This window comes from Bradyrhizobium sp. 482_C4_N1_8, assembly GCF_052075965.1.
In the GTDB taxonomy this organism is placed as follows: Bacteria; Pseudomonadota; Alphaproteobacteria; order Rhizobiales; family Xanthobacteraceae; genus Bradyrhizobium; species Bradyrhizobium barranii.
Genome location: NZ_CP197231.1, coordinates 2162093 through 2182846 on the forward strand (window position 1 = coordinate 2162093; position 20754 = coordinate 2182846).

The 20754-nt window shown below is 63.5% G+C and carries 9 protein-coding genes, 1 tRNA gene and 1 pseudogene; 8 read left to right on the top strand and 3 right to left on the bottom strand.

Translation table 11 applies throughout. The features are described from left to right. Window positions 1-338: 338 nt before the first annotated feature. From AB7Z56_RS10170 to AB7Z56_RS10195, 6 genes are all read left to right on the top strand, one after another. Complete coding sequence (locus tag AB7Z56_RS10170) at window positions 339-5642, top strand: beta strand repeat-containing protein (RefSeq protein WP_283017446.1); 5304 nt, start codon at window positions 339-341, stop codon at window positions 5640-5642. Between the two features lie 769 nt (window positions 5643-6411). Then, entirely contained in the window at window positions 6412-7974 is a 1563-nt protein-coding gene (locus AB7Z56_RS10175) for a 2-isopropylmalate synthase (protein WP_063981681.1), read from the top strand. A 173-nt stretch (window positions 7975-8147) separates the two neighbouring features. Continuing rightward, window positions 8148-11750: a beta strand repeat-containing protein gene (locus tag AB7Z56_RS10180; protein WP_354130163.1), complete on the top strand. Its 3603-nt coding sequence runs from the start codon at window positions 8148-8150 to the stop codon at window positions 11748-11750. 222 nt (window positions 11751-11972) lie between these two features. Continuing rightward, window positions 11973-12986 carry a TRAP transporter substrate-binding protein gene (locus AB7Z56_RS10185; RefSeq protein ID WP_283017444.1) on the top strand — a complete coding sequence of 338 codons (1014 nt, stop codon included), beginning with the start codon at window positions 11973-11975 and terminating at the stop codon, window positions 12984-12986. Between the two features lie 199 nt (window positions 12987-13185). Continuing rightward, complete coding sequence (locus tag AB7Z56_RS10190) at window positions 13186-13794, top strand: Spy/CpxP family protein refolding chaperone (protein ID WP_155794966.1); 609 nt, start codon at window positions 13186-13188, stop codon at window positions 13792-13794. A 180-nt stretch (window positions 13795-13974) separates the two neighbouring features. Next, window positions 13975-14050 (top strand) — tRNA-Lys (locus tag AB7Z56_RS10195). 61 nt (window positions 14051-14111) lie between these two features. Here AB7Z56_RS10195 and AB7Z56_RS10200 read toward each other — a convergent pair. Beyond that, window positions 14112-15134 carry a tyrosine-type recombinase/integrase gene (locus AB7Z56_RS10200; protein ID WP_283017443.1) on the bottom strand — a complete coding sequence of 341 codons (1023 nt, stop codon included), beginning with the start codon at window positions 15132-15134 and terminating at the stop codon, window positions 14112-14114. Between the two features lie 611 nt (window positions 15135-15745). On the opposite strand from AB7Z56_RS10200, the pseudogene AB7Z56_RS10205 reads away from it, so the two are divergent. Continuing rightward, a pseudogene (locus tag AB7Z56_RS10205) lies at window positions 15746-16429 on the top strand (IS110 family transposase); the annotation flags it as partial. A gap of 765 nt (window positions 16430-17194) precedes the next feature. Beyond that, window positions 17195-18835 (top strand): DUF1254 domain-containing protein, encoded by a 1641-nt coding sequence (locus AB7Z56_RS10210; protein WP_441256195.1) that lies wholly within the window; start codon window positions 17195-17197, stop codon window positions 18833-18835. A 346-nt stretch (window positions 18836-19181) separates the two neighbouring features. Here the strand turns inward: AB7Z56_RS10210 and AB7Z56_RS10215 are convergent, their stop codons facing one another. Then, complete coding sequence (locus AB7Z56_RS10215) at window positions 19182-19424, bottom strand: hypothetical protein (protein ID WP_441256196.1); 243 nt, start codon at window positions 19422-19424, stop codon at window positions 19182-19184. Window positions 19425-19662: 238 nt separating this feature from the next. Beyond that, window positions 19663-20742, bottom strand: coding sequence for a hypothetical protein (locus AB7Z56_RS10220; RefSeq protein WP_441256197.1), 1080 nt, complete (start codon window positions 20740-20742; stop codon window positions 19663-19665). Window positions 20743-20754: the final 12 nt, after the last annotated feature.

A 20754-nucleotide genomic window follows, 5' to 3' on the forward strand; every position in this document is an offset into this window, starting at 1 on the left:
CAAGCTGCCCCCCAAGACAACAGGAGCGCGGTGAGCGTTGTCGCCGCGTGTGCATTTGTGCGGAGTCCGCGCTCGCGGCGACGCGATGGGCCCGTGGATCGTGCGTGCGATGAGAAGGTCGGCGATCCAGCCGCTGGCTTTCCAACAGTCATTGGACGCGCGCTGCCCGGCTTTCATGTAACGGACATATCATTATGCAACATGAATTATGATATCAGGTAAGTTTTCCTAAAATCGGAATTTTCACGCCGTCCTCGCGGTGCTGATCCCCGGAAATCCTGCCTCGTGAATTCTGGATTCTCCGTCCGCGAGCAGGACGGCAACAAGGAAGAACAACCATGACCGATACACTCACCGCCGGCTCCATCGCATTCACCGGCTTCAACGCGGACGGCGACGACAGCCTCGCCTTCGTCTCGTTCTCCGACATCAAGGCCGGCACCGTCATCCATTTCACCGACAACGCATGGAACGGCTCAAGCTTCGCCTCGGACGAGAACGTCTGGAGCTGGACCGCGACCAGCGACGTCGCCGCCGGCACGATCATCACCATGAGCGGCCTCGGTGCCGGTGGCTCGGCGGCATCCAACGTCGGAACCGTGGCGTTCGACACCGCCAATGCGCGTGACATCGCCGACCTCAACGAAGTCGTCTACGCCTACACCGGCAGCGCGACTGCGCCGGTGTTCCTGACCGCGATCACCAATGCCGTCTTCAACGCCAGCCTCGGACGCGGCACGCTCAACGGCACCGGCCTCACCCAGGGGGTCGATGCCAAGCAGCTGAACGGCAGCCCCGACATCGCCGCCTATGTCGGCGACCGATCGAGCCTTGCCAGCATCGACGACTACAAGGCCAACATCTACGCCACGGCCAACTGGGTGCTGCAGGGTGGTAACGGCGACCAGAGCCATGACGGCACCGCCCCCGACCTGCCGTTCTCGACCCAGGCCTTCACCGCCGACCCGACCGCGCAGAAGATCGAGTTCGCCTCCGTTACAGCGAGCGTCACTGAGGGCGATAGCGGCGATACGGTGGTGACGCTGACGCTGAACCGCACCGGCTCGACCTCTGGGGTCACCACCTTCTCCGGCACACTGGCCAACATGTCGGGCATGTACGGCTACGCGGACGCCGACGATTTCGGCGGCACATTGCCGGCGTTCAGCGGCAGCTTCGCCGATGGCGCCTCGACCGCGACCGTGACGTTCCATATCAGCGGCGACACCACGTACGAGCCGGATGAACACTTCTTCGCCCTCCTCGATACGGTCGCGAGCGACAGCGGCCTTGTCTATATCGGCGACAAGGCGACGGCCGACGCCACCATCGTCAACGACGATCCGGTCCAGTTCTTCGGCTTTGCCGAGAACTCGCTGACAATTTCGCAATCGGAAGGCAATGCCGGCGACGTCAAGACCTTCACCTTCGTGGTCGAGCGGACCCACGGCACCGACGGCGATCTTTCGTTCAGCGGCGTGATCTCGTCTGGCTCCACTGACGCTGCTGACTTCGGCGGCACGGTGCCGTTGACGTTCTCCGGCGTCATCAAGGCCGGCGAGAGCACGGCCACCGTCACGATCACCACCACCGGCGATATCACGCTGGAAGGCAACGATAGCTTCAGCCTGCATCTGACCAATGCAAGCTCCAGCAACGGGACCACCATCGTCAACACCTACACCGACGCCACCGGTATCATCGTCAACGATGATCCGCTGCACATCGGCGCCGGCGAGAGCGTCACCTCGCCGCTCACCCTCGCCGACGGCGACCACCTCACGGTCGACCAGGGTGGCGTGCTCGCCGTTCCGGAGCCGCAGGACGGTAGTGAGGTCAGCGCGATCCTCTGGTCAGGCGGCACGGTGACCGTCGACAATGCCGGTGGCATCGGTGTCGATGGTACGAACTATCACGTGACGAGCGCCAACGGCGTGACCGGCTCCTTCACGTTCAACAATGCCGCGACCGGCGCCACTCGGGGCAGCATCGGGGTTCGCTACCTCGGTTCCGGGTCGGCCGTCACCGTGAACAATGCCGGCCTGATGAATGGCGGCGTCGGCTACGCGCTGGATTTCACCGACGTTGGCAAGGTGTCCACGGTGATCGTCAACAACCTCGCCGGCGGCATCATCACCAACAGTCAGGCCAATGCCGACGTGGTGCGCGGCGGCGCCAACATGGTGCTCAACAATTCCGGTATCATCCGGTCGGTCGCGAATGACGCTGCCAACGGATATTATGGCGGCGATGCGGTTGACTACAGCGGCAGCGCCGGCGGGGTCGTGCACAATTTTGCCGGCGGCGTGATCGAAGCGTCCCGCCACGCCATCACCAACAAGAAGGGCATCACCGTCATCAACGATGCCGGCGCGACCTTGTTTGGCCGTAACGGCTCCGGCATCAATATCGACAACGATGCGACCGTCGCCAATATCGTCCATGTCACCAACCGCGGCACGATCGTGGGTGCGTCCGCCGGATACGATGACAGCGACGGCGATGCGATCGACACCGACGGTCTCGTCAATCTCGACAATTATGGCCTGGTCCAGGGCATCGGCGCCAACGGCTATCACAACGGCGAAGTCAACGTCTCCGAGGGCGCGGCCATCGGCGGCGGCGTGATCAACAACTATGCCGGCGGAACCATCTACGGCTATGGGCGCGCCATCCAGGTCGACGATTCCAGCAACGGCGCGGCGCTCGGCGCGACGACGATCTACAATGAGGGCGTGATCCGGGGCGACGGCCATGGCCCGGAGGGTGTCGATCCCGCCGACGCGGCGGCGATGAACGCCCGGATCGTCGGCCGGGAGGCGATCGACATCCTCGGCAGCTTCGCCGACACCATCACCAACAAGGGCACCATCGTCGGCGGCATCTTCACCGACAGCAGCGACGACACGTTGAACAACAGCGGTCTGATGGTGGCGATGGGCGGTCCCGCGGTCGATCTCGGCGACGGCAACGACAGCTTCACCAACAGCGGCATCGTCTCCGGCGACGTGTTGCTGGGCGCCGGCGACGACACCATCAACCTCGTCGCCGGCTCGACCATCAGCGGCACGCTTGACGGCGGCGATGGCACCGACACGCTCTATCTGTCGGGCAACGGCCTGGGCACACTCTCGAACCGGGTGACCAATGTCGAGAGCCTGGTCGTCGCCGGCGGCATCTGGACTGCGGAGTTGAACGGCGACGGGATTCGCCTTCCGCTGGCCCGGTCATGGAGTGCGGATGCAGGACAGAGCGGCTATACCTCGATCACAGTGAAGAGCGGCGCGACGCTCGGCGTTTCGCGGTCCGAGCTGCTCGAGATGGGCAGCGCGGCCGGCCAGGAGAAAAACGACCATCTCGTCGTCGAGGCCGGCGGCAAAGTCGGTGCTCTTGTCGGTGCCGTACAACTCGGGACCGGTTCCACCACGATCGACAATGCGGGAATGATATCCGGCATTTCGATGGGAACGGACTCGGGGAAGGCCACCTTCGTGGTCAACAACGCAGCCACCGGACTCATCAGCGACAGCGTCTCCGGTCCCGGAGACCTCAATGGCGGGAGCCTGACGATCGTCAACGATGGCACCATCTCCGGCGCCAAGGCCATCGACCTGGAGAATACCCGCAACGGTTCGGTCAAGATATTCAACCACGCCGGCGGGATCATCTCGGCGATCGCCAACCAGGACGTCATCCGTGGCGGCACCGGCACCGCGATCGAGAATGCCGGGACGATCAGGTCCCGCGGCGATGACGGCCAAAACATCACGGGTGGTGACGCCATCGACTACAAGAAGAACGGTGGCGGCGCGGTTCACAACCTCGCTGGAGGCGTGATCGAAGGGTCGCACCATGCCGTGACCGGCAAGGTCGGCATCACCGTCGTCAACGACGAAGGCGCGACGATGATCGGCCGCAATGGTTCGGCTGTGAATATCGACAACAATGCGTCCGTCGCCAATACCGTCTATGTGACCAACCGCGGCACGATGATCGGCGCGTCCGCCGGTTACAGTGACAGCGACGGGGACGCCATCGACACCGATGGTCTGGTCAAGCTCGACAATTACGGCCTGGTCCAGGGCATCGGCGCCAATGGCTATCATAACGGCGAAGTCAACGTCTCCGAAGGAGTCGCCATCGGCGGCGGCGTGATCAACAACTTTGCCGGCGGCACCATCTACGGCTACGGGCGCGCCATCCAGGTCGATGATTCCAGCAACGGCGCGGCGCTCGGCGCGACGACGATCTACAATGAGGGCGTGATCCGGGGCGACGGCCATGGCCCGGAGGGCGTCGATCCCGCCGACGCGGCGGCGATGAACGCGAAAATCCTCGGCCGCGAGGCGATCGACATCCTCGGCAGCTTCGCCGACACCATCACCAACAAGGGCACCATCGTCGGCGGCATCTTCACCGACGACGGCGCCGACACGTTGAACAACAGCGGTCTGATGGTGGCGATGGGCGGTCCCGCGGTCGACCTCGGCGACGGCAACGACAGCTTCACCAACAGCGGCATCGTCTCCGGCGACGTGTTGGCGGGCGCCGGCGACGACACCATCAACCTCGTCGCCGGCTCGACCATCAGCGGCAGCATCGATGGCGGCGAGGGCAGCGACACGATCAACCTGTCCGGCACCGGCAACGGAACGCTGGGCAAGGCGACCGGTGTCGAAAAGCTCGATGTGCGGAGTGGCGCCTGGGCCATCAACAGTGATGCCAGCTACGCCAACGTCACGGTCGAAAGTGGTGCCGGCCTCGTGGTGCACGGTACGGTCACGGCGGTGACGGTGGAGCAGGGCGCCGAACTCTCCGTTTACGGCAGCGCGAACGGCGCGACCGTTTTCGGCGAACAGGCGATCCAGACTGGCGGTGTTACGACCGGTACGACGATCGGCGCGGGCGGCGAGCAGCGCGTCATCGATGGCGCGTCGGCGAGCGACACCACCATCGAGGGCGGCACCCAGCATGTCTACGGCTCCGCCGACGACACCGTGATCGACGCGGCCGGCCTCCAGCACGTCCATGGCAGTGCCACCGACACCATCGTCAACAGCGGCGGCGAGCAGAACGTCTATGCGGCTGCAACCGCCACCGGCACGACGGTGAATGCCGGCGGCATCCAGATCGACTGGGGCAACGCGGTCGCCACCACGATCGACGGCGGCAGCCAGTATGTCTACGGCACGGCGGCCGATACGGTCATCCTGTCCGGCACGCAGTACGTCGAGGCCGGCGGCGCCACCTACGGCACGATGATCGGCAGCGGCGGCACCGCTCACGCCTTCGTCGGAGCCTCGGTTCACAACGTGACTTTCGCAGGTGCTGATGCCACGCTGGTGCTGGATCACGCCTCCGACTTCAGCGGCTTCCTCTCCGGCTGGCAGGACGGCAACCATCTGGATCTCTCCGATATCCAGTTCGCCGCAGGCACGACGTTGGCCTACACCGCCAATGCCGGCAACAGCGGCGGCAAGCTGACGGTGTCGGACGGCTCGCATACGGCTTCGCTGGCGCTGCTCGGCCAATACACGGCGGCGGACTTCGCGCTGTCCTCCGACGGCCATGGCGGCACCATGATCAGCGATCCCGGCGCCGGGGTCCAGCAGAGTGCGCTCGCGTTGCCGCACGCGGCGTAAGGATCGGTCGGGATCGGTGAAGCGGATGCGCCGGGTGCCAGTTGGCGCCCGGCCTTCCTTGCGCCCTCTCTGTTGAGGGCGTGAAGCGGAGAGCAAGACTCGGGCGGACCACGCCGCGAGCGGGTGGGTGTGTGCCTGCTGTTTGGCATGCAGAGCTGATGCCGCCGCGCGCGTTTATCTATCTCCGTCACCCTGATGAAGTGGCCGCTTCTTCAGAGGCCCTCGAAGGGCGGCGTCCCCGCGGCACCAGCTCGGCCGTGCATCCTTCGAGGCTCCTCGTGTGCTGCTTCGCACCGCACGCCTCGCACCCCCAGCGACAACCGCTTCGCGGTTGTCGCTGGGGGTGACGGGGCCGATGTGGTCGTCATTGCGAACCAATGGGCGAGGCGCCACGCCCCCTGCAATCAGGTCAGTCCTCCTGACCATCTTTTGGCGTTGCGGTTGCTGCCGTTTCTCGTCTAGAAACGGCGCATCGAGCCTCCCGGCAACCAACCGTCAACGGTTTTGACCGAGGATTTGAGGGCTCAAAAGGGTCTGGCAATGCTGATTCGCGGCCAAATCGATGGGATTTCGGGGGAGGTGGCTCTGGCCGCCGCCACGATCCCGGCCGCGCTGCTGCCCACCCTCCTGATTGGCGGCCTTCTTCTTACTTGCCCCTGAGGGCCGGCTGGGCGCCATGCGCCTGGGCGCTCAGGGGTTGGTCGAGATCACCGGACACCTCAAGCGCCCAGCAGACTGACGGCGCAAAAAGCTCAAAAGGAATTTTGCAATGGCCCCCGTGAACAAGTCCGATAAGGACCGCGTCATCATTTTCGACACCACGCTGCGCGACGGCGAGCAGTGCCCCGGCGCCACCATGACGTTCGAGGAGAAGATCGAGATCGCCGAGATGCTCGACGACATGGGCGTCGACGTCATCGAGGCCGGTTTCCCGATCACCTCCGAAGGCGACTTCCAGGCCGTCAGCGAGATCGCCCGCCGCTCCAAGAACTCGGTGATCGCCGGCCTGTCGCGTGCCAACCCGAAGGACATCGACCGCTGCGCCGAAGCGGTGAAATTCGCCAGGCGCGGCCGCGTCCACACCGTGATCGCGACCTCGCCGCTGCACATGCGCGTCAAGCTGAACATGACGCCGGAGCAGGTGATGGAGCTCTCGATCGCCAACGTGACCCGCGCCCGCAACCAGATCGACGACGTCGAATGGTCGGCCGAGGACGCCACCCGCAGCGAGATGGACTATCTCTGCCGCATCGTCGAGGCCGTGATCAAGGCCGGCGCGACCACCGTCAATATCCCCGATACCGTCGGCTACACCACGCCCGAGGAATATGCCCGTTTCATGCGCACGCTGATCGAGCGCGTGCCGAACTCCGACAAGGCGGTATTCTCGGTTCATTGCCATAACGACCTCGGGATGGCCGTGGCGAATTCGCTGGCCGGCATTGCCGGCGGCGCGCGGCAGATCGAGTGCACCGTCAACGGCATCGGCGAGCGGGCTGGCAACGCTTCCCTCGAGGAAGTCGTGATGGCCATCAACGTCCGCAACGACGTGTTTCCGTGGTGGAACAAGATCGACACCACGCAGCTGACGCGCGCCTCGAAGGTCGTGTCGGCCGCAACCTCGTTCCCGGTCCAGTACAACAAGGCGATCGTCGGCCGCAACGCCTTCGCCCATGAGAGCGGCATCCATCAGGATGGCGTGCTGAAGGACGCCTCGACCTACGAGATCATGCGGCCCGAGATGGTCGGGTTGAAGCAGTCGTCGCTGGTGCTCGGCAAGCATTCCGGCCGCCACGCCTTCGTGCACAAGCTGGAGGAGATGGGCTACAAGCTCGGCGCCAACCAGCTGGAGGATGCGTTCACGCGGATGAAGGCACTGGCCGACCGCAAGAAGGACATCTACGACGAGGACATCGAGGCGCTGGTCGACGAGGAGATGGCGGCCTCCCACGACCGCATCAAGCTGACCTCGTTGACCGTGATCGCCGGCACCCATGGCCCGCAGCGCGCGACCATGAAGCTCGACGTCGACGGCCAGATCAGGATCGAGGAAGCCGAAGGAAACGGGCCGGTCGACGCGGTCTTCAACTGCATCAAGGCGCTGGTGCCGCATGAGGCAAAGCTCGAGCTGTATCAGGTCCATGCGGTGACCGAAGGCACCGACGCGCAGGCCGAAGTCTCGGTGCGGCTGTCCCATGACGGCCGTTCCATGACGGCACGCGCAGCGGATCCGGATACGCTGGTGGCCTCGGCAAAGGCCTATCTCGGCGCGCTCAACAAGATCGTCATGAAGCGCCAGCGCGATACGGTGACGACGGCAGCGGCGAGCTGACGCTTCATCCTCTCCGGTTCATCGGCAAACGCGGCGCCCTCGGCGCCGCGTTTTTCGTTTGGCACACGATCCCGTTATGCGGGGGTGCATCGCAATAAATATGTTATTAACATGTCATGTTAACATTCCATTAACCGGCAGCGTCGCGCGCCCTTGCTGCTGGAGAATTTGGAATGCCCCTTTCCGCTGGTTCGATCGCCTTCACCGGTTTCAACGGTGACGGCAGCGATAATTTGTCCTTTGTCGCCCTGACCGACATCCCGCAGGGCACTGTCATCAATTTCACCGACAGCAACTGGAACGGCTCCGCCTTCGCAACCGGCAGCAACGCCGAAAGCACGATCGCCTGGACCGCGACCGGCGCGATTCCCGCCGGCACCGTCATCGACATCAACAACATCGGCAAGGGCACGTTCGGCACCAGCGCCGGCTCGGCCACTTTCACCAATGCCAACAATACCGGCCTGTCCAACGATAGCGAGGTCGTCTACGCCTATGTCGGCACCTCGACCGCCCCGACCTTTCTCGCCGCGATCTCCAATGTCGGCTATGCGACCTCAGACGGCACGCTGACCGGCACCGGCCTCGTCGCCGGCCAGACCGCGGTCAGCTTCACCGGCGGCCTCGATATCGTCGGCTATAACGGTCCGCGCTCCGGCTTCGCCAGCTTCGCCGACTACCTCGCCGCGATCGGCAACACCGCCAATTGGGCGACCCAGAACGGCAGCGGCGACCAGAGCACCGACGGCACCACGCCCGACGCGCCGTTCCCGACCACCGCCTTCACCGTGGCCGCGCCCGCCACGCAGACGATCTCGTTCTCGTCTCCGAGCGTGTCGGTTGCCGAGGGGCAGAGCGGCACCAAGACCATGACTTTCACCATTGCGCGCACCGGCGGCACCACCGGCGTGCTCAGCTTCTCCGGCAGCTTCGCCGCCGGCACCACCGATGCGGCCGATTTCGGCGGCACGCTGCCGGCCTCGACCTTCAGCGGCAGCTTCGCCGACGGTGCGTCCTCGGCGACCATCACCATCACGATCTCCGGCGACACCACCGCGGAGCCCGACGAGAATTTTACGCTCACGCTCACCAGCGCCAGCAATCCGGGCGCGGCGGTTACGATCGGCACCGCGACGGCGACCGGCACCATCGCCAATGACGACGGCACTCTCGTCTCCGGCAACTCGTCGAACCCGATTACGCTGGCGAACAACGATCATCTGACCGTCCTCGCCGGCGCGACCCTGTCGGGCTCGACCCCGGTCACCTGGATCGGCGGCAGCACCTCGCCCGGCGCGGTGGTCGACAATTTCGGCACCATCACCGGCACCAGCCGCGCGATCGCCACCAGCGGTTCGACCAGCGGCAGCTTCACCATCAACAACAAGGCCGGCGCCACCATCACCGCGACCAAGGATGCGGTGAAGATCTCGAACCTGGTCTCGGGCAAGAGCGGCACCTTCACCGTCAACAACGAGGGCACGATCTCCTCGACGGGGACCGGCAGCAATGCCGGCCAGGCGCTCGATCTCGACGACATCAATTCGAGCGGCGCCAATACCGTCATCAACAACGCGGCAACCGGCGTGATCTCGGCGGCCGATGCCGACGCGATCCGGCCCGGCGCCAACGCCACCATCAACAATTACGGCCAGATCGTCAGCCACAATGCCTCGGCGGCCTCGTCCGGTAACGACGCGATCGACTTCCAGTCGGTCAACACCGGCGGCGTGGTCAACAACTATGCCGGCGGAATCATCGACGGCGCCCGCCACGGCATCACCGGCGACCAGCCGATCACCGTCAACAACGACGGCACGATCACCGGCCGCAGCGGCTCCGGCATCAACATGGACAGCGCGGCTAACACGACGACAACAGTGACCAACCGCGGCACCATCACCGGCACGGCGGTCGGCGGTGCTGACGCCGACGGCGTCGATGTCGACGGTCTGGTCTCGATCGACAATTTCGGGACGATCGCGGCGGTCGGCCTGACCAGCGGCGCCAACGGCCTCAACGAGGCGCTCGCGATCGGTGGCGGCTTCGTCCACAACGAGGTGGGCGGCCTGATCATCAGCGATCAGCGCGCGATCACCGTGGACGACAGCAATGACGGCAGCGCCTTCGGCGTCATGACCATCATCAACGACGGCACGATCCGCGGCAACAACGGCGAGGCGATCTCGATCGTCGGCACCTTCGGCGACACCGTTACCAACACGGGCGGCATTTTCGGCAGCGTCGCCACCGACGGTGGCAACGATACGCTCACCAACAGCGGCTCCATCATCGGTGACGTCTCGATGGGCGCAGGCGACGACAGCATCAATCTCGCCACCGCTTCGATCGTCACCGGCACGATCGACGGCGGCGACGGCGTCGACACGCTGGTGCTGTCGGGCAGTGGCTCCGGTTCGCTCCTTGGCACCGTCGTCAATGTCGAGAAGCTCGACGTCAAGAGCGGCGTCTGGCGGATCAAGGATGCGTCCGGCTATTCCGACATCCAGGTCGAGAGCGGCGCGGCGGTCGTGCTGGAGGGCTCGGCCAATGGAATGGTGGTTGCCGCGGGGGCCGCGCAGCTGGTGTTCGGTCTGGCCTCGAACTCGGTGATCTCGGGCAATCAATACATCCAGATCGGCGGCTCGGCCGACGGCACGACGATCGAGGCCGGCGGCGACCAGGATATCCTTGGCGGCGGTATCGCGACCAACACCACCGTGGACGGTGGCACCCAGAACGTCTTCGGCGTTGCAATCCAGACCACGGTCGCGAATGGCGGCTTCCAGCACGTTCACAACAATGCTTTCAACACCATCGTCAATGCCGGGGGTGAGCAGAACGTCTACATCGACGGCAGTGCGACCGGATCCACCATCAATGCCGGCGGCATCCAGATCGATTGGGGCTTCACGATCATCACGACGATCAACGGCGGCGGTCAGTACGTGTTCGGCTCGGCGAGCCTCACGACGATCAATTCGGGCCTGCAGGCCGTCGAGAGCGGCGGCACGGCGTCGGACACGACGATCCATGGCGGCGGGCAGGACGTCTATCTGGGTGGAACCGCGATCAACACCACCATGGATGGCGGCGTCCAGTCGGTCTATGGCGGCACGGTGGTCCAGACCACGATCAGCAATGGCGCCCTCCAGTATCTCCACGGCAACGCGTCGATCACGACGGTCAACGCCGGCGGCCAGCAGAGCGTCTACGCCGACGGCACGGCGACCGGCACCACGATCAATGCCGGCGGAGTCCAGGTCGATTGGGGCGCCGCCAACGCCACCATCGTCAACGGCGGCGTGCAATATGTGTATGGCAGCGCAACCGGCACGACGGTCCTGTCCGGCACGCAGCACGTGCAGGCCGGCGGCAGCGCTGATGACACCACGATCGGCTCGGGCGCGCTTGCCTTCGTCCATGCGGGCGGCACGATCGACGACGTGATCTTCGCCGGTCCCAATGCCTCGCTGGTGCTGGCCCAGGCGTCGGCCTTCACGGGAACGATCTCCGGCTGGCAGGACCATGACAGTCTCGATCTCGGCGACATCCTGTTCAGCGACGGTCTGACCTCGATGGCCTATGCGCAGAACAACGACAACACCGGCGGCACGCTGACAGTCTCCGACGGCACCCACGTTGCGACGCTGCACTTGCTCGGTCAGTACAGCGCGGCCGACTTCGCCCTATCGTCGGACGGGCACGGCGGCACCCTGATCACCGATCCGGCGGTCGCGCAGCAGGCCCAGCTCGCGCCGGCGCTGCACGGCTGAGGTTGCGAGAGGCGGCAGCGGCGATGGCAGGGTTTCCCTGCCATCGTCCTGCGTGAGCCAGTCCAGCAGATTTCGCCTCCGGATACCGCATTTTTGCAAGCCGCCCCCTGCTAAGGGGCAATGGCGCCTGTGCCCGCTTCCCTATAATCCTGCCTTCAAGTCTTGAATCTAGGGCTTGGGGGCGACGGTTCGTGCCCCACCAAAAAACGTGCGGGAGGAAGCATGCGGAAACTCATTTGGGCTGCGGCATCGGTTGCGGTCTTGACCGGGGCGTTGGCCCTGACCGGGCCGGCATCGGCCCAATCGCCGATCATCATCAAGTTCAGCCACGTCGTCGCCACCGACACGCCGAAGGGCAAGGCGTCGGAGAAGTTCAAGGAGCTCGCCGAGAAGTACACCGGCGGCAAGGTCAAGATCGAAGTCTACCCGAACTCGACGCTCTACAAGGACAAGGAAGAGCTCGAGGCGCTCCAGCTCGGCAGCGTGCAGATGCTGGCGCCGTCCAACTCCAAGTTCGGCCCGCTCGGCATCCGCGAATTCGAGGTGTTCGATCTGCCTTACATCCTTCCGGACCTGAAGACGCTGCGGAAGGTGACGGAAGGCCCGCTCGGCCTCCGGCTGCTCAAGCTGCTGGACTCCAAGGGCATCACCGGCCTTGCCTATTGGGACAACGGCTTCAAGCAGATGAGCGCCAACAAGAAGCTGGTCACGCCCGCCGACTACCAGGGCGTCAAGTTCCGCATCCAGTCCTCGCGCGTGCTGCAGGCCCAGTTCAAGTCGCTCGGCTCGCTGCCGCAGGTGATGGCGTTCTCGGAAGTCTATCAGGCGCTGCAGACCGGTGTCGTCGACGGGCAGGAGAACACCTGGTCGAACATCTATACGCAGAAGATGCACGAGGTGCAGAAGTACATCACCGAGACCAATCACGGCTACATCGGCTACGTCGTGATCGTGAACAAGAAGTTCTGGGACGATCTGCCGGCCGACATCCGCGAGCAGCTGTCGAAGGCGATGAAGGAGGCGACCGACTTCAACAACGCGCAGTCGCAGAAGGAGAACGACGACGCGCTGGCGGAGATCAAGAAGAGCGGCAAGAGCGAGATCATCAAGCTCACGCCGCAGCAGGACGAGGCGATGCGCAAGGCGATGGAGCCGGTCTACAAGGACGCCGCAGGCCGCGTCGGCCAGCCGCTGATCGACGAGTTCCTCAAGGAATCGAAGAGCACGACGAACTGATCAGGATCGACCATCAATCAAGGGGCTTCCGTGCAGCCTGCGCGGAGGCCCTTTTTGTTGCAAAACATTTCAGTCTGCATCTGAATGGACATTCAGGGGAGTTACATCTTCGTAAGAACGCTCTCTCTGTCCAAGTTGTAAGTTGCGCGTCAGCCGTCCGGCGCTCATCCTCACCGGCATCCTTCCAGAGGAGGTCCGTATGAGGAAGTTCACCATCGCCGCCATCGCCGTGCTCAGCATCGCCGGCTCGGGCGCGGTCTATGCCCAATTTCATCGCCCGTGGATGGAGCACTTCCGCCACGTCCGCATGAACCCGGAGGACCGTGCCGCCTTCGTCGACGCGCGGATCGCCGCCGTCCATGCCGGGCTGAAGCTCAACGCCGACCAGGAGAAGCTGTGGCCGCCGGTCGAGGCCGCCGTGCGCGACTTCGCCAAGCTGCGCATCGACCGCGCCAACGCACGGATGAATGCCGGCCCGGGTGACGCCGGCAAGAACGCCGACAAGCCCGAGGATCCGGTCGCCCGCCTGCGCCAGCGCGCCGAGGACATGGGCGCGACCTCCGCCGCCCTGAAGAAGATCGCCGATGCCGCCGATCCGCTCTACAAGACGCTCGACGAGGGCCAGAAGCGGCGCCTTGCCGTGCTGACCCGCCACCGCGGTCCGTTCGGCGGCGGTGGGGACGGCCCGTCCCGACACTTCATGGAACGGGGCATGGACCGCATGATGGAGCGCGGCATGGACCGCTTCCACGGCGACCGTTTCGACCGTGACGGCGGCCCGGACCGGGATCGCGAGGGCCGGCTCTGAGCCTCCCCGTATTTCCCGAGGAATTAACCCCGGGATTGGCCTTGGCGAAGCCGCTGGAATCCAGCGGCTTTTCGCATTTTCGGGCCTGTGGAAGAACCTTGGAAAACATGCGCCACATCGCTTGCCATACCCGGATCGCTTTGCTAAACGACCGGCCTCGCAAGGCATTGACCGCCTTTCGGGCGCATAGCTCAGTTGGTAGAGCAGCTGACTCTTAATCAGCGGGTCCCAGGTTCGAGCCCTGGTGCGCCCACCATATAAATCAAGCACTTAGCATCTGGCTTGGTATCGTAGGCGACCTCGTTTTACAGGTCGTTTTACAGTTTTGTTCTCGCTTCGAGCTTGAGTACCGCAGCTTCTGCAAGCTGAATGTCGCGACCAAGATAGTGCGCGTCCAGAATGGCCTCGACGTCCTTTAACGAGTGGCCGGTCACAGCCGCGATCTGCGGTACGCTCGCGCCAGCGATCGCCAGCCGAACCACTGCGGTGCCCCTCAAATCGTGAAACGTCAGGTCGCCAATGCCCGCCCGTTCGCAGGCCTTTGCCCACGATGTTCGAAAGCCGTCGGAAGTCCAGGGCCGGCCGAGCGTGTTCGTCAGGATAAGAGGTCCCCGACGCTGCGTGGTGTCGAGCAGAGCTCTCAAGGGAGTGCCGGCAGGCATCACTACGCGGCGCCCGCCTTTCGACTGGCGGAGACGAATATGAGGGCTCTCGTAGGCTGACCAAGGTAAGCGCAAAAGGTCGCCTTGTCGTTGACCGCTCCATAAAGCCAAGATCAGCGCCAACCTGATCTCTTCAGATGCAACTGATAGAACTGCGGCAATGTCCTGCTCGGTCCAGATCTTGTCTCGGCGGTCTGCGACGTAGAGCCGACCACCACGCTCGCAAGGATTGCTCGTGATAATGCCGCGATCTTTCGCGAAGGACAGAATGCGCGCCAACACCGTCCAGGCGAGATCAGCCTTGCGCGGCGTGTTGGCGAATTTGTCGCGCCAGCCTTTGAAGTCGCCGCGAATCCTGTGATCGGCGAGAGCGGCGATCGGCAGGTCAGCGAATTCTTCTTCAATGAGTTTGATGTACCTCAGATAATCGCGGCGAGTGGACGCTGCGATCTTGGTGAATTCCGGTGCCGCCTTGTATCGCGCGATGATTGACATGAAGGTGCCGCCGCGTGGCTGCCGTAAGTTCGAATGCGCCTCATGGTATTGCTGGACGAAATCAGGGGTGCCTGGTTCTGCCTTGATCTGGGGGCCGCCGCGATAGGCGTAATAGTACGTCTTTGGTTCGCCGCTTGAGAGCGTCACCTTTACTTTATGAATCCCTTTGAGATTGACGCGCACGCTTTGCTCTCCACTCGTCCAGCGCGGATGTCGCAACGTCCGGAGTTTGAGTTCTGAGTAATCCACTCAGCGAGTCTAACGCGAGATCGATCGCTTTCAAGTCCCATCGCGACGTGCCAGAAAGAGCAGAGGGTAGTCTTCCGATTTTTACCCAGTTCGAGAAGGTGCTGACTGACAGACCACAGTATGAGGCAGCTTGGTCACGCGACACCAGGCGCTGGCCAATACCGCCCCGAACAGAATCCATCGGAATTATCCAGTCGTGACAGCACCACGCCGAGGTAATTGGAAGATCGCACTTTCGCTGGCTGGCGCAACTGCAAGCACCGGCACGGAGATCAAGCTGCAGCCTTGTAGGAATGCGATCACGCAAGAAGAATCAAGCCAGATCAGGCGGCTCACATTGTCTTGAGATGCGACGAAATCCGTCGAGCGCCGAAGATGGCGATCCTGGATCGGCTCACTCTCCCCGCCGCTGTCTCACTGATTCTGATTTGGGTGCGCGTGCGGCTGTCGCCGCATCGGGCTCTCGTGTTGGGGTGGACGGCCCCCTTCCGCCGGTGTGCGTGGCAGGATGGGGGCGTCGATGACCTCAAACGAAGGAGCCGTCCGTGGCAATTGTTCGAATCGGTTTGGACACGTCTAAAAGCGTATTTCAGCTACATGGCGTTGACGGGATGGAGCAACCAGTCTTGCGGCGCAAGTTGAGGCGCGGCCAGGTTCTGGAGTTCTTCCGTCGTTTGCCGCCAGCGTTTGTCGCGATGGAAGCTTGTGGCGCGTCGCATTATTGGGCGCGGGAGCTGCGATCGCTCGGACATGAGGTCGCGATGATTCCGCCACAATATGTCAAGCCGTATGTGCAGCGAGGGAAATCCGACGCTGCAGACGCCGAGGCGATTTGCGAGGCGGCAAGCCGGCCAAAACTGCGCAAAAACTGCGTGCCGGTCAAAAGTCCTGAGCAGCAGGGCGCGCAGATGCTGACGCGCGTGCGGGCTCAGTTCATCAGTAGGCGCACCCAGCTCGCCAATTCGATCCGCGGCTACGCCGCTGAGTTCGGCTTTACCGCGCCCAAGGGGCTTTCGCGGCTTCCGCAATTGCTGATCGACATCAAGGCTGATGCGACGGTCCCGGACCTGGCGATAGAGTTGATAGAGGCGTTGGCTGCAGAACTGGCGCGCGTCGATGATCAGGTCGTTACTCTCGATAAGAAGCTCACGCAAATCCATCGGAGCAACGAGATGAGCCGAAGACTGGCAACCATTCCAGGAATTGGGCCAATCGGTGCGACGCTGCTGTGCACGGCACCGTGCTTTGCTCGGTGATGAGAACGCCGGTTGCGCTCCCGCCCAATTCACGCAGGGATAGGAGAGTGCCATGGGACGACGCACACAATCCCACATTGACGACAATCTGAACGTGGAAAGAGCCCGCATCATAGCGGAGCTGGAAGATACGCAGCCAGGACCGCAGCGTGATCTTCTAGAACGCAGACTGCGCCAGCTCGAAACCGCTTCTAATATAGACGAATGGCTGACGTCGTCAGGTCTGCAACCCCCTGAGTAATAAGGCCGTATCAGGCCGACCGGGCGCGTAGGCAGCGGATGCAAGAGTACCGCGCACATATCATGGGCCTCGACGGGCATATCGAGCTTCGCATCGTTCTAATGTGCGAGGACGAAACCGAAGCCAAGAAGCGCGCCAGATCCTTGGCTGACGGCTTCGACGTAGAGCTGTGGTGTCAAGAGCGAAAGGTCGCGGAATTTAAGAGTGAGTAGCGGCGCCTCGGTCGGCGGCCCTCCGTTGTGCCCGTCACGCCATCCACCGCAATCTGTAGCGGCTTGCCTGTCCATCGTGACCGGGCGCATCCTCACTCGCATGGCCGTGGGGACGAGGCGAAGTCATTGCAAAGGCGTTGCCGGATGATGTGCGTGATGCGCGGAGCCGACAAAGAGGATCGCGGCGGCAGCGTGACCACGATGACCCTCGCCGTTACTCCCATGATCGTGCGGCGTCCCTCCGGCTGACGCTCCGTTTTCCAGTAGCATCAATGGAGGCGACTAATGAAGCCGATAGGACCGCTTGCAGCGACCGTCGTTTGCGCCGCTCTGATACTGCCACGCTTAGCCACCGCCCAAACGGCACCGGCAATCTCTCCCTCGATCACCACGCCGGACAAAGTTGAGACACGCCTCGGTACGCTCGATTTCAAGGACGGCATGCCCAGCCCAGCGACGCTGGCGAAGGTCTACGACAACCTCGACTTCACCCATGCCTTCGAGGCATTCGTGAACACCTTCCAAGGCGTGAACGCCGCCGCCGCCCGCAAAGGTGTTCTCGATATCGGGATCAAGGACAACGAGATCGCCGTATTCGGCAACCTGATGGACGCCAAGTCGCTCTTTATGACGGCGAACGCGGACACCGTCTATTTCTTCGGTTTCATCGACTTGAGCAAGGGGCCTATGGTTTTAGAGACGCCGCCGAAGGCGCTCGCCACGATTGATGACATGTGGTGGCGCTGGGTCACCGATTTCGGCCTCCCCGGTCCTGATCGTGGAACGGGCGGCAAATACCTTCTGCTGCCGCCCGGCTACGATGGCCCGGTCCCAGAGGGCGGCTTCTATGTTGCCCGCGCGCGGACCACCCGCGTCCTGATCTTGGGGCGCATGTTCATGGAGAACAACGATCCCAAGCCCTCCGCCGAGCTGATCCGAAAATTCACCAAGATCTACCCCTATGAAGCCGGAGGCGTCGGCACACCCATCGCCGAATTCCTTGACGGCAAGGCCAAACTTGGCCGTGTCACTGAACCGCCGCCGACTGTGTTCCACGAAGTCAGCGGCAAGGTCATGAACACCGTTCCGCCCAACGACTGGACCTATTACGAAATGCTCAACCAGATCGTGCAGGACGAGCCAGCCACCTCGCTCGACCCCGAGCTGATGGGACCGCTCGCTGCCATCGGCATCATCAAGGGCAAGCCGTTCGCGCCCGATGCACGGATGAAGAAAATCCTGACTGAGGCGCTCGCGCTCGCCAACGCCACCTCGCGCAGCCTGCTCATGCATCCGCGCAATCCCACCTGGTTCTACTATCCCGGTTCGGCGTGGTTCAACCAGCTGTTCATCAGCGGTTACGAGTTCGAGACGCCCATTCCAATGATTGAGGGGCCGATCCGGGGGGAAATGCAAATTCCTGAAGCCGCCAAACCCTTCCCGCCCACCGGCTTCCGCACGCTGGATGCGCGCACCAGTTTCTTCTATGGCGTCACCGGCATCACGCCCGCGATGGCGATGCGCATGACCGGCATCGGCTCGCAGTACCTGTTCACGTCACTGGATGCCGACAAGAATTATTTCGACGGCGCCAAGACCTACAAGGTGGCGCTGCCGAAAGGCATTCCCGCCGAGAAATTCTGGTCGTTCACGCTTTACGACAACCAGACGCGCTCAATGCTCGACACGCCGCAGCGCTACCCCCGCGCTGGTAGCCAGAGCTACCCGTCACCCGCCGCCGAACCCGACGCCGATGGTTCAACAACGGTCTACTTCAGCCCAACCCAGCCAGCGGGGATCAAGCGCGGCAACTGGATCCAGACCGATCCCACAAAGGGCTGGTTCACGATCCTGCGCTTGTACAGCCCGCTTGAACCGTTCTTCACGAAGGACTGGCGACCGAGCGAGATTGCGGTGGTGAAGTAGCCTTGTGGATCACGCGCGGGTTGTCCAAAAACGTGAACCCGGAGAGCGATGCGGTGAGACGCGAGCGCCAGAAGCAGGGGCGCTGACAGTCAGCCTCCGCAGCGAGCGGACGCGACGAGCGGCCTCATGGTCGTGACCCTCGTCCAGTGCGGTCGCTCCGTTCTGTCGAATGCAGGAGGCAAACAGTCGCCTTTTCTAGCCGGTTCCGCGCCTTGGAAGTCGGGCCGTTCGCTCGGCCTGCGCTTCTGCCGACAAGTCCATCCGCTTGCGAATTCCGATGATGTCACGGATCACCTCGGCCTCGGCGGCTGTCGGCAACCGGCTGAGGCGGAAGCAGCCCTCGCTGTCACCGTCCTGCGTCACCTGTCCATTGCAGCGGGCTGATTTCATCTTCCGGCGCGACGACAAGCTGCCAGCATTTGCCGTCGCCCCATGTCGAGATGTAGCAGCCGGGACGACCACGCAGGGTCCATAAGCCATCGTCATTCCGCCGCAGGACAGACGGCGAGGCATGCAGGGCCTCGAACAGTTCAACGAGTTGAGCCTTGTCCCGGTCGGCCTCGTCGGCGGTGCGATAGGTGTTGATCATGCGCGGTTGCTTTCGCTGTTGGAGGCGGGCCGAGATGTCTGCGCCAGCACCCATCTCGGCCCTCGCGACGGCTGACCTTGTGCCGGGATTGGCCCGTCGCGGTCGGGAGCGCCGAGCAGCCGATGCCCGGCAGCGCGATCTTGTGGTAGTTGTGCGCAGGACTGTCCCAGAGAGTGAAGCCAGTCCTGCGCTGCGCAGCCTCCCAGACGTTGGCACGAGCCGGTGCTGCGCATCTCGCTCACCGCCGCCACGGCCACGAAAGCCCCGGCGATGTTCCGAGCATTTCGGTGGTGCGCGCCGTGGTGATCAGCCTCAGACCAAGCAGCGCGAGCGGCGAGATGTCGGCACGATGCTCGACCGGCAAGTTTTGCGCCTGCGCCTGCCACACCAGCGCAGCTTCCTGCCTTTCAATGTCGAGTAGGTCGCCCTGTGCCTCAGCCTCGCGCCGCTGCCTCTCCTCATGGCTCAAGCTGGCAGCATCATCGGCTTCGGCGTCGATTTCTGCATCGAGCCGCTGGATCAGTTGATCCTTGAACGTCCATGCGAACAATGCGACCGCGTCAGGCGCTTCGGCGTATGCAATGGCTCCCGGCTGCGCGTTGTAGACCGTGCTCTGCATCTGCTGCGTCTGCCAAACGATGTCGCGGTCGTGTTCGATCAGCAACGACACCGGCGGTGCTCCGCGCTGTGCCAGTACTTCGATCTGTTGCCTCATCTTCGCCTTAGCATGGCTCGACGGGAACGGCGCGGATCGGATGCGATGCAGATCGGCGCGCAGCTCGCGGGTTCGACGGCGCAGCCGTTCAACGCCGGAGGGAACATCTTCGCCCTTTTGCAACTTCGGCATCTCGGTTTCATGATCCTGCAACACCACGCCAGCGGGTTTGCCGACCTTCAACCAATCCTCGCAGGCAGCCAGCGCCTGCGAGGCCGCATGCCATGCCTGTGTCCGCGCTTCAGTGCGCTCCCGAAGCCGTTGCAGATCGTCGGTCAGCTTGTCGACCAGCCGCTGTTGTGCGACGACGCGGGCGTCGGTCGGTGCCAAGTTGTGGCCAAAATCTTGCGGATGGCCGACAAGCTCCTTCAGCCGATTTTCGGCCTCGATGCGCTCCATGGACAACTGCCGCAGTTCTTCAAACGGCGGAATGAGCCGATGAGCATCAGCGGCGCGAACGCGCAATGCACGGAGCCTGTCTTGGGCGGCGACCGGCAGCCGCTCGATCACGTCGTGCTGCGGCGGTCCTGGCGGCAGTGAAAATGATGTTGGCTCGGTCACACCGATGATCGGCGCGGGTGTGAGTGCGGTTGGTCCTGCCATTTGTCGCCTCCA